General features: G+C 33.8%; 9 protein-coding genes. 4 read left to right on the forward strand and 5 right to left on the reverse strand.

Annotated features, from left to right (window positions below; all coding sequences use genetic code 11):
• The first annotated feature begins 31 nt into the window (after nucleotides 1-31).
• Together NSS86_RS12865 and NSS86_RS12870 are read left to right on the forward strand one after the other, a co-directional pair.
• Complete coding sequence (locus tag NSS86_RS12865) at nucleotides 32-505, forward strand: DUF1648 domain-containing protein (RefSeq protein ID WP_000036330.1); 474 nt, start codon at nucleotides 32-34, stop codon at nucleotides 503-505.
• Between the two features lie 261 nt (nucleotides 506-766).
• Entirely contained in the window at nucleotides 767-2,359 is a 1,593-nt protein-coding gene (locus NSS86_RS12870) for an L-lactate permease (protein WP_000173891.1), read from the forward strand.
• A 328-nt stretch (nucleotides 2,360-2,687) separates the two neighbouring features.
• Here the strand turns inward: NSS86_RS12870 and spa are convergent, their stop codons facing one another.
• The 5 genes from spa to sirA form a co-directional block, all read right to left on the reverse strand.
• Entirely contained in the window at nucleotides 2,688-4,214 is a 1,527-nt protein-coding gene (gene spa, locus NSS86_RS12875) for a staphylococcal protein A (RefSeq protein WP_000728745.1), read from the reverse strand.
• 420 nt (nucleotides 4,215-4,634) lie between these two features.
• Nucleotides 4,635-5,387 (reverse strand): HTH-type transcriptional regulator SarS, encoded by a 753-nt coding sequence (sarS, locus tag NSS86_RS12880; RefSeq protein WP_000876756.1) that lies wholly within the window; start codon nucleotides 5,385-5,387, stop codon nucleotides 4,635-4,637.
• A 368-nt stretch (nucleotides 5,388-5,755) separates the two neighbouring features.
• Nucleotides 5,756-6,754, reverse strand: coding sequence for a staphyloferrin B ABC transporter permease subunit SirC (gene sirC, locus NSS86_RS12885; RefSeq protein ID WP_000136633.1), 999 nt, complete (start codon nucleotides 6,752-6,754; stop codon nucleotides 5,756-5,758).
• Nucleotides 6,751-7,746 carry a staphyloferrin B ABC transporter permease subunit SirB gene (sirB, locus tag NSS86_RS12890; protein ID WP_000924990.1) on the reverse strand — a complete coding sequence of 332 codons (996 nt, stop codon included), beginning with the start codon at nucleotides 7,744-7,746 and terminating at the stop codon, nucleotides 6,751-6,753. The genes sirC and sirB overlap by 4 nt, the downstream gene beginning before the upstream one ends.
• 15 nt (nucleotides 7,747-7,761) lie before the next feature.
• On the reverse strand, nucleotides 7,762-8,754 hold the full coding sequence (gene sirA, locus NSS86_RS12895; RefSeq protein ID WP_001045111.1) for a staphyloferrin B ABC transporter substrate-binding protein SirA: 993 nt from the start codon (nucleotides 8,752-8,754) through the stop codon (nucleotides 7,762-7,764).
• Between the two features lie 230 nt (nucleotides 8,755-8,984).
• Here sirA and sbnA point away from each other — a divergent pair, with 230 nt between their 5' ends.
• Both sbnA and sbnB read left to right on the forward strand, forming a co-directional pair.
• The gene (gene sbnA / locus NSS86_RS12900; protein ID WP_000570808.1) at nucleotides 8,985-9,965 is read left to right on the forward strand and encodes a 2,3-diaminopropionate biosynthesis protein SbnA; all 981 of its coding nucleotides are present in this window, start codon (nucleotides 8,985-8,987) and stop codon (nucleotides 9,963-9,965) included.
• A complete protein-coding gene (sbnB, locus tag NSS86_RS12905; RefSeq protein ID WP_001078461.1) occupies nucleotides 9,962-10,972 on the forward strand; it encodes an N-[(2S)-2-amino-2-carboxyethyl]-L-glutamate dehydrogenase SbnB in 1,011 nt (336 codons plus the stop codon). Before sbnA ends, sbnB begins: the two co-directional genes overlap by 4 nt.
• Nucleotides 10,973-10,990: the final 18 nt, after the last annotated feature.

A 10,990-nucleotide genomic window follows, 5' to 3' on the forward strand; every position in this document is an offset into this window, starting at 1 on the left:
ATACATAAAATGTAAAGAAAGAGGCGATAGAATGTCTAAAATCAGGTCTTTTACAATATTAAGTCTACTTATTTACTTAGCTATGATGTGCTATACAGTAGTGACCTATTCAAAATTACCAACCAAAGTACCTATTCACTATAATTTAGCAGGGGATGCTGATAACTTTGCTGATAAATGGGTACTGCTTTTGATAAATAGCGCATTTATAGTGATTTGGCTTATATTTTTCATTGCAGGTAGATACTATGAACGATTTGCCAAATGGTCACATTATAATCATACACCACGTGAAATTCGAGCGATTAAATTATTTTTAAGTACGTTAAATTTAGAGATTATGAGCTATATGTCTATCTTCACAGTATTAGAAATTTGGCAAATACAACACCATCATCAATTAAATTTACTATGGTTTAATATGATATTTATCATTATCATTGGTTTAACGCTTGTCATATTTTGTTTACTTCCTACAATTCACAAAATGAGAGATTCTCAATAAAAATATAAACTGTCATGATGCATTTTTGAAGCGGATTCCTGATATTATTATAAATAATATCTAGTATTTATAATTAAAATGATATATTATTTATTATAGTTAAATATTGTGTATATTTTGTGAACTTTTTGTAAAAATTCGATTGCCTGTCACATATAGGAGTGTTACATTTTAAATATGTGATCATCGCAAAATATAAGTTGAAATAGGTTGTAGATTAATCAGAATGATAAATATTTTATATAAAGAGAGGGAGTCATTATGACACTACTTACTGTAAATCCATTCGATAATGTTGGATTATCAGCCTTAGTTGCAGCAGTACCTATTATTTTATTTTTATTATGCTTAACCGTTTTTAAAATGAAAGGCATTTATGCAGCATTGACAACTTTGGTTGTTACATTGATTGTGGCTTTATTTGTATTTGAATTACCAGCGCGTGTATCAGCAGGTGCGATTACAGAAGGCGTTGTTGCCGGTATTTTCCCAATAGGATATATCGTTTTAATGGCAGTTTGGTTATATAAAGTTTCTATTAAAACAGGACAATTTTCTATTATTCAAGATAGTATTGCAAGTATTTCAGAGGACCAAAGAATCCAACTATTATTAATTGGATTTTGTTTCAACGCATTTTTAGAAGGTGCAGCAGGATTTGGTGTGCCAATTGCGATTTGTGCAGTATTATTAATTCAACTTGGATTTGAACCATTAAAAGCAGCGATGTTATGTTTAATTGCTAATGGTGCGGCGGGTGCCTTTGGTGCAATTGGTTTACCAGTTAGTATTATTGATACGTTTAACTTAAGTGGAGGCGTTACAACATTAGATGTTGCGAGATACTCAGCATTAACACTTCCAATTTTAAACTTTATTATTCCATTTGTTTTAGTATTCATTGTAGATGGTATGAAAGGTATTAAAGAAATTTTACCTGTCATTTTAACAGTGAGTGGTACATATACTGGATTACAATTATTATTAACAATATTCCATGGTCCAGAACTAGCAGACATTATTCCATCACTAGCAACAATGGTGGTGTTAGCATTTGTTTGTCGTAAATTTAAACCGAAAAACATTTTCAGATTGGAAGCGTCTGAACATAAAATTCAAAAACGAACGCCTAAAGAAATTGTCTTTGCTTGGAGTCCGTTCGTAATTTTAACTGCCTTTGTATTAGTATGGAGTGCACCATTCTTCAAAAAATTATTCCAACCTGGAGGTGCACTTGAAAGTTTAGTAATAAAATTGCCAATTCCAAATACTGTGAGTGATTTATCGCCTAAAGGAATTGCGTTGCGTCTCGATTTAATTGGTGCAACTGGGACAGCGATTTTATTAACAGTAATTATTACAATTTTAATTACGAAGTTAAAATGGAAAAGTGCAGGTGCTTTATTGGTCGAAGCAATTAAAGAATTATGGTTACCGATCCTTACAATTTCAGCTATCCTAGCTATTGCTAAAGTTATGACATACGGTGGTTTGACTGTAGCAATTGGACAAGGTATTGCTAAAGCGGGAGCAATTTTCCCATTATTCTCTCCAGTATTAGGTTGGATTGGTGTGTTTATGACTGGTTCAGTTGTAAATAACAATACTTTATTCGCACCTATTCAAGCGACAGTGGCACAACAAATTTCAACAAGCGGTTCATTACTTGTGGCAGCTAACACTGCAGGTGGTGTAGCAGCGAAACTTATTTCACCACAATCAATTGCCATTGCGACTGCAGCTGTTAAAAAAGTTGGTGAAGAATCTGCATTATTAAAAATGACGTTAAAATACAGTATTATATTTGTTGCCTTTATTTGTGTTTGGACGTTTATACTAACGTTAATATTCTAAATATAAATAATGTTGTCACTTGGATTCAAATGACATTTTAAATCTAATTATTCATGAATCGAACTAGTACGAAATGCAATGAGCATCTTGTCTAGTTCGATTTTTTAATGTCTAAAAATGTCGTATATGTAATCAGAGTAGAAAGTGTTGAGGCGTTTCAGAAGTTGTTTAGAAAAGTAAGTAAAATAAAAAATGCACTGAGCAACAAAAGATGTTGCTCGTGCATTTAGATGATTCTTATCATTTCAAATAAGAATGTGTTAATCAACGTATATAAGTTAAAATTGGTTTGGATAAAATGATATCTATCGTTGTGTATTGTTTGTTTTTATAGTTCGCGACGACGTCCAGCTAATAACGCTGCACCTAAGGCTAATGATAATCCACCAAATACAGTTGTACCGATGAATGGATTTTCTTCACCAGTTTCTGGTAATGCTTGAGCTTTGTTAGCATCTGCATGGTTTGCTGGTTGCTTCTTATCAACAACAAGTTCTTGACCAGGTTTGATCATGTTTTTATCAGCTAATTTGTTATCTGCAGCAATTTTGTCAGCAGTAGTGCCGTTTGCTTTTGCAATGTCATTTACTGTATCACCAGGTTTAACGACATGTACTCCGTTGCCGTCTTCTTTACCAGGTTTGTTGCCGTCTTCTTTACCAGGCTTGTTGCCGTCTTCTTTACCAGGCTTGTTGTTGTCTTCTTTACCAGGCTTGTTGCCGTCTTCTTTGCCAGGTTTGTTGTTGTCTTCTTTACCAGGCTTGTTGCCGTCTTCTTTACCAGGTTTTTTGTTGTCTTCTTTACCAGGCTTGTTGCCGTCTTCTTTGCCAGGTTTGTTGCCGTCTTCTTTACCAGGTTTTTTGTTGTCTTCCTCTTTTGGTGCTTGAGCATCGTTTAGCTTTTTAGCTTCTGCTAAAATTTCTTTGCTCACTGAAGGATCGTCTTTAAGGCTTTGGATGAAGCCGTTACGTTGTTCTTCAGTTAAGTTAGGTAAATGTAAAATTTCATAGAAAGCATTTTGTTGTTCTTTGTTGAATTTGTTGTCAGCTTTTGGTGCTTGTGCATCATTTAGCTTTTTAGCTTCTGCTAAAAGGTTAGCGCTTTGGCTTGGGTCATCTTTTAAGCTTTGGATGAAACCATTGCGTTGTTCTTCGTTTAAGTTAGGTAAATGTAAGATTTCATAGAAAGCATTTTGTTGTTCTTTGTTGAATTTGTTATCCGCTTTCGGTGCTTGAGATTCATTTAACTTTTTAGCTTCTGACAATAGGTTAGCACTTTGGCTTGGGTCATCTTTTAAGCTTTGGATGAAACCATTGCGTTGTTCTTCGTTTAAGTTAGGCATATTCAAGATTTCATAGAAAGCATTTTGTTGTTCTTTGTTGAAATTGTTATCAGCTTTCGGTGCTTGAGATTCGTTTAATTTTTTAGCTTCACCTAAAACATTAGTGCTTTGGCTTGGGTCGTCTTTAAGACTTTGAATGAAGCCGTTACGTTGCGCTTCGTTTAAGTTAGGCATGTTCAAGATTTCATAGAAGGCGCTTTGTTGATCTTTGTTGAAGTTATTTTGTTGCGCATCAGCTTTTGGGGCTTGAGAGTCATTAAGTTTTTGAGCTTCACCTAAAACGTTAGCACTTTGGCTTGGATCATCTTTAAGGCTTTGGATAAAACCATTACGTTGATCAGCGTTTAAGTTAGGCATATTTAACACTTGATAAAAAGCATTTTGTTGAGCTTCATCGTGTTGCGCAGCATTTGCAGCAGGTGTTACGCCACCAGATATAAGTAATGTACCTAAAGTTACAGATGCAATACCTACACCTAGTTTACGAATTGAATAAATGTTTTTCTTTTTCAAATTAATACCCCCTGTATGTATTTGTAAAGTCATCATAATATAACGAATTATGTATTGCAATACTAAAATCTATATTTATAATTAAATTTAAATGTAAGTTTTACAACTTATAAAATAAATATTTTGCTGAAAGATTTATTCAGGAAGTAAAAGGCTTAAAACCGCAAAATCACGCTATTTCGATTAATAAAAACAGATAAAATATAGAGATATTTTTTATAATGAAAGCGGTTTAATACATATGAGTTAAAAAATGTTTTTAAGAATAAAGTGGGGCTTTGAATGTGCTGAGGTTTAATTTCGGAAATGGTTTTAAGTGATATAGAAAATAGAAAGTTGTTCATTATGTGCTGAGGTTTTATTAAAAAATAGAAAACACAAGTGCACTTTAGAATACAGCACACTTGCGTAATAGAGATATTATTCAAAAACAAGATGTAAATGATCTTTATCTGCTAATAATTGATTCACTTGAGCTAATAATTGTTCAGCATGGTCTTGCTGCGCGTCATCCATATGAATTAAAATTTTTCTTTCATCTTCAGTTGAGCGTTCTTTTATTAGATAGCCTTGCTTTTTTAAATTATTGAGAGCTCTAACAGTTTGAGGGTATTTATGGTGGATTGTTTCAATTAAATCTTTAAGAAGAACGATGTTTTTATTTTGAGAAGTGATAATAGCTAGAATTGTGAATTCTACAAAACTTAATGTTAGATGTTTTTTGATAATATTCTTGAAATACATTGTATACATCATCAAGTTTAGAAATTCTTTACTATCTTTTGGTATCATCTGTGATTCACTTTGATCTGCAAGGTTAAATTGTTTAATGATTTGATCAAACAATGTAACACGTTCTGCAATTTTCTCTCGTTGTTCTTCAGATATTGAAATGTAAGTATTACGCTCATCAATTTTACTTCGAACTTTACTAATATATGAATGTTTCACAAGTACTTTTATATGCTGTACTAAATCCGATTGTTTATAACATAAATCTGAAACAATCTTCTTAAATGGAAGTGTGTTTTCTTGCTGATGAAATAAATAAGTCAGTAATATAAATTCTTTTATAGTCATATCGACTTCAGGCTTGACTTTTTTCTTAAAACGAAACATATATGCTTCAATGATTATAAAATCTCTAATTTTGTCATGGTTATTATATTTCATTGTTTTATCTCCTTGTATATGCACTTTATTTTAATATAACACAATATAATAAGAAAAATAATCCATAATTTACAATTAAAAATAATATGATATTTTTATTAAAATTTGTGTTTTTGAATAAATGGCATTATCAAACACTATATTTAAATAAGAAATAGTTATCGATATTTGAAAAATCGAAGAATATTGATTGATATTATAGAATATGAGTCGGTGTTATTTGTATATAAAGTATTAATATGTAATTAAGAAAGTCGACGCTTGTTAACAATAACAACAACTATATGTATAAAAAAACCTCGCAACTGTTAGTTAACTGAATCATTTAGCTAACTTCGTTGTGAGGTCATTTTGTTTTAATAATATCGTTATAACTTTTTCACGGTTAATAATAAGTATATGAAGAATGGGGCACCAAAAGCAGCAATAAATACACCTGCTGGCACTTCTTTAGGCAAGAATAAGGTACGCCCAATTAAGTCTGCAATAACAATTGATATGGCACCAATCATTGCTGACATTAGTAACTTTTTAGCATAACTTCCGCGAACGATTGTTTTCGCGATATGTGGTGCGATTAAACCGACAAACCCAATGTTACCTACTAAACTGATTGCCATAGATACGAGTATAGTAGAAGTGATTAATTGGATTAGTTTCATACGTTGTACATGTAAGCCTAAGCCAATCGCTACAGGGTCATCAAGTATAGATATTTTCATTTTTGGTATAACAAGAAATAACAACGGCACAACAGCTAAAATAACCATACCCAAAATGATTGTATCTTTAAACGTAGCACCGTAAAGACTTCCGACTAGCCATGTATAAGCTTTGGCAGCAGATAATTGCTTCGTTGTAATGAGTAATCCTTGGACAAGCGCAATAAACAACGTTTGCATCGAAATACCGATGATTATGAGTATTGTCGGGCGTATTTGTCCTTTCGTTTGAAACACTAATAGTATCATCATTGCAACTGCGCCACCTAATACTGCAAATAGTGGAAGTAAATGTATCGTTAAATGGCTGAAAAATGCAATAAAGACAACAGCACTTAAGCTAGCACCACCTGTGATACCGATAATATCAGGTGAGGCAATTGGATTTTTTAATACATTTTGCAACATTAAACCACTCATTCCTAGTGCGGCACCTGCTAAAATCGCAAGTGTAATGCGAGGTAAGCGTAATACTTCTAAAGTGAATTGATCCATACTGTCATTTGGATTTATAAAGTACATCAGTACGCGTTGTAATGGTATAAAGCTTGAACCAATCATCATACTTACCACTGAAACGATGGCTAAAAAGATTAACGCGAAGATGAGATGGTAATTGTCTTTTTTATTAATCTTTTCGGTCATAAGCGTTGACGTCCTTTCTTCATAATATAGATTAAGACAATAGCGCCAATGACAGCGGTAACGACACCGATAGGCAACTCTAGTGGCTTAATTATTATACGAGCAACAATGTCTGAAATGATCATTAGGATTGCTCCAGCTAATGCAGTAAAAGGAATTAAATACTTATAGTTTGGTGGTAATAATCGTTTGCTAATATTCGGTACGATAAGACCCACAAAGACGATTGATCCAGCTACGGCTACCGAAATACCGGCTAACATACTGATGAGCATAATAATCATCCATTTGATTAATTTTATGTTTTGACCGAGGCCGGTTGCAATGTCGTCACTTGTCATCAAGATGTTGATGTGTGCAGCCATGCTAAATGCAATTAAAATAAGTATCAATACAAGCGGAATAATCCATGGGATATCCCAAATATTACGTAATGAAACGGAGCCACTTAACCAAAATAATAGGCCTTGTAAGTCTGTTTCGTTCATAATAAGTATGCCTTGAGTAAAGGCTGTAAATAGCATCGCAATCGCAGCACCTGCCAAAATGACACGGTGAGGTGAGAATAGTGTTTGTCTAAACATACCTAGCGCAACAACTAATATAGTAACAACAATGGCACCTAAAAATGCAATAACTACAATCATTTTAAAAGATTGAATTTGGATAAATGTAATACTAAAAATGACAAAAAATACTGCGCCTGCATTGACACCGAAAAGCCCTGGTGAGGCTATTGGGTTTCGTGTAAGTGCTTGCATCAACAAACCTGAGACAGCAAGGGCAGCACCAGTCAATAACGCAATGATTGTTCTCGACGCCCGTGCACCAGTGACAACATCATGTAAATCGTTTTCACTATCAAAGTTGAATAACGCCTGTATCACCGTACCTGGTGACACAAGCGTATTTCCAATCATTAAACTTAAGATAGCTACTATTGCAAGACATAAACCAGCAATAACGATTTGGTATTTTGGTTTAAGTAGCATCGTAAAACTCCTTAATTATTTTGATTGTTTTTCAATATTTAACTTTTCATATAAATCGTCAATAAGTTTTAATGAAGATTTATATCCGCCAGCTAAGTTCCAAGTGATTTCATCTAAATCATCAGATACTTGGTTGTTTTTAACTGCGTCTAAATTTTTCCACTCTTTACTTGAAGTCCATTCGCTTTCAGTCTTTTTAACTAATGCAGCATCTTTCGCATTTGGATCTGATTTTACTACAAAAATATGATCAGCGTTCATTAATGGAATGCTTTCTTTAGATGTAAGTTGGATAATATCTTTACCATTATCAACTTGTTTTTGTAAGTCTTTATTACGTTTGAATCCTAAATCATTTAAGATTTCACCAGCATATCCACCAGCATAAATTCTTGTATGATCAGCACGGAAGTTAACAACTGAAGCTTTCAATGGCCATGCATCTTTATACTTTGCTTTTGCATCTTTTTGGAATGCAGCTACTTTATCATCGTACTTTTTAAGTAAATCTTCAGCTTCTTTTTCTTTCCCTAAAGCTTTCCCCATTAACTTAGTTGTATCTTTGAATTTGAAAACTGTATCAGTAGAAACTGTTGGTGCGATTTTAGATAATTGATCGTAAACTTTTTCATTTCTAACTTTTGACGCGACAATTAAGTCCGGTTTTAATTTAGAGATTTCCTCTAAGTTAGGTGCAGGTTCTTGACCTACAATCTTAGTATCTTTTAAATCATTTTTTATGTATTCGAATTTCGGTTTTTGTGTCCATGATTCTACAGCACCTACAGGTTTAACACCTAAAGATACAGCGACGTCAGTGGCACCTTGATATAGCGTAACAACACGCTTTGGTTTCCCTTTAATTTCAGTTGTACCCATTGCATGTTTAATTGAAGTTGTTTCCTTATCTTTGTTATCAGATGATTGTTTATTTGAATTCCCACTACATCCTGCTAAAACAAGTAGGAAAGCAAGCGTAACAACAAGCATTTTAATTACTTTATTCATTGACTAATTAGCCTCCTTCGTGATGTATGACAATGAGAATCATTATCACGATTTAGTATGAATTAAATTTTTTCCTAAGTCAATAAAATATTTATGATTTACATGCAACTTATAATTATTTGACATATAAATGCATAAAAAATATAATCCTAATTACTTGATAGTGAGAATCATTATCAATTAGGTAACACACAATATTATAGAATTTTAAATTTGAGGAGGAAGCGCTTTTGATTGAAAAAAGTCAAGCATGTCACGATTCATTGTTAGATTCTGTAGGGCAAACACCTATGGTTCAACTTCATCAACTATTTCCGAAACATGAAGTGTTTGCAAAGTTAGAGTATATGAATCCTGGAGGCAGCATGAAAGATCGACCTGCCAAGTACATCATTGAACATGGTATTAAACATGGTTTAATCACTGAGAATACACATTTAATTGAAAGTACTTCTGGTAATTTAGGCATTGCGTTGGCAATGATAGCTAAAATCAAGGGATTAAAACTCACGTGTGTTGTTGATCCTAAAATATCACCAACAAATTTGAAAATTATTAAAAGTTATGGTGCCAATGTAGAAATGGTTGAAGAACCTGATGCACATGGGGGTTATTTAATGACTCGTATTGCAAAGGTGCAAGAACTGTTAGCCACTATTGACGATGCATATTGGATTAATCAATATGCGAATGAGTTAAATTGGCAATCCCATTATCATGGTGCAGGCACAGAGATTGTTGAAACAATTAAGCAACCTATAGATTATTTTGTCGCGCCAGTCAGCACGACAGGTAGCATTATGGGTATGAGTAGAAAAATAAAAGAAGTGCATCCAAACGCACAAATTGTTGCTGTTGATGCGAAAGGGTCAGTCATTTTTGGTGACAAACCTATTAATAGAGAATTACCTGGTATCGGTGCTAGTCGTGTACCCGAAATATTGAATAGATCAGAAATTAATCAAGTGATCCATGTAGATGATTATCAATCTGCTTTGGGCTGTCGAAAACTGATTGATTATGAAGGCATATTTGCCGGAGGTTCAACAGGCTCGATTATTGCAGCGATTGAGCAGTTGATAACGTCAATTGAAGAAGGTGCAACAATTGTCACGATTTTACCAGATCGAGGCGATCGTTACTTAGATTTAGTTTATTCAGATACATGGTTAGAAAAAATGAAATCAAGACAAGGAGTTAAATCAGAATGAATAGAGAGATGTTGTATTTAAATAGATCAGATATTGAACAAGCGGGAGGTAATCATTCACAAGTTTATGTGGACGCATTAACAGAAGCATTAACAGCCCATGCGCACAATGATTTTGTACAACCGCTTAAGCCGTATTTAAGACAGGATCCTGAAAATGGACACATCGCAGATCGAATTATTGCAATGCCAAGTCATATCGGTGGTGAACACGCAATTTCAGGTATTAAGTGGATAGGTAGTAAGCACGACAATCCATCGAAACGTAATATGGAGCGTGCAAGTGGTGTCATTATTTTGAATGATCCAGAAACGAATTATCCAATTGCAGTTATGGAAGCAAGTTTAATTAGTAGTATGCGTACTGCAGCAGTTTCAGTGATTGCAGCTAAGCATTTGGCTAAAAAAGGATTTAAAGACTTAACAATCATTGGTTGCGGGCTAATCGGAGACAAGCAATTACAAAGTATGTTAGAGCAATTCGATCATATTAAACGCGTGTTTGTTTACGATCAATTCTCTGAAGCATGTGCACGCTTTGTTGATAGATGGCAACAACAGCGTCCGGAAATTAATTTTATTGCGACAGAAAATGCTAAAGAAGCAGTATCAAATGGTGAAGTAGTCATTACATGTACCGTAACGGATCAACCATACATTGAATATGATTGGTTACAAAAGGGTGCATTTATTAGCAACATTTCTATCATGGATGTGCATAAAGAAGTCTTTATTAAAGCTGACAAAGTCGTAGTAGATGACTGGTCACAATGTAATCGAGAAAAGAAAACTATTAACCAATTGGTGTTAGAAGGTAAATTCAGCAAAGAAGCACTTCATGCTGAACTAGGGCAACTTGTGACAGGTGACATACCAGGACGTGAAGACGATGATGAAATCATATTACTTAATCCGATGGGTATGGCTATCGAAGATATTTCAAGTGCTTATTTTATTTATCAACAGGCACAACAACAAAATATTGGGACAACATTGAACCTATATTAAGAATGCGAGGTGTCTGAA

This window comes from Staphylococcus sp. FSL W8-0056 (assembly GCF_037963075.1).
Classification (GTDB): domain Bacteria; phylum Bacillota; class Bacilli; order Staphylococcales; family Staphylococcaceae; genus Staphylococcus; species Staphylococcus aureus.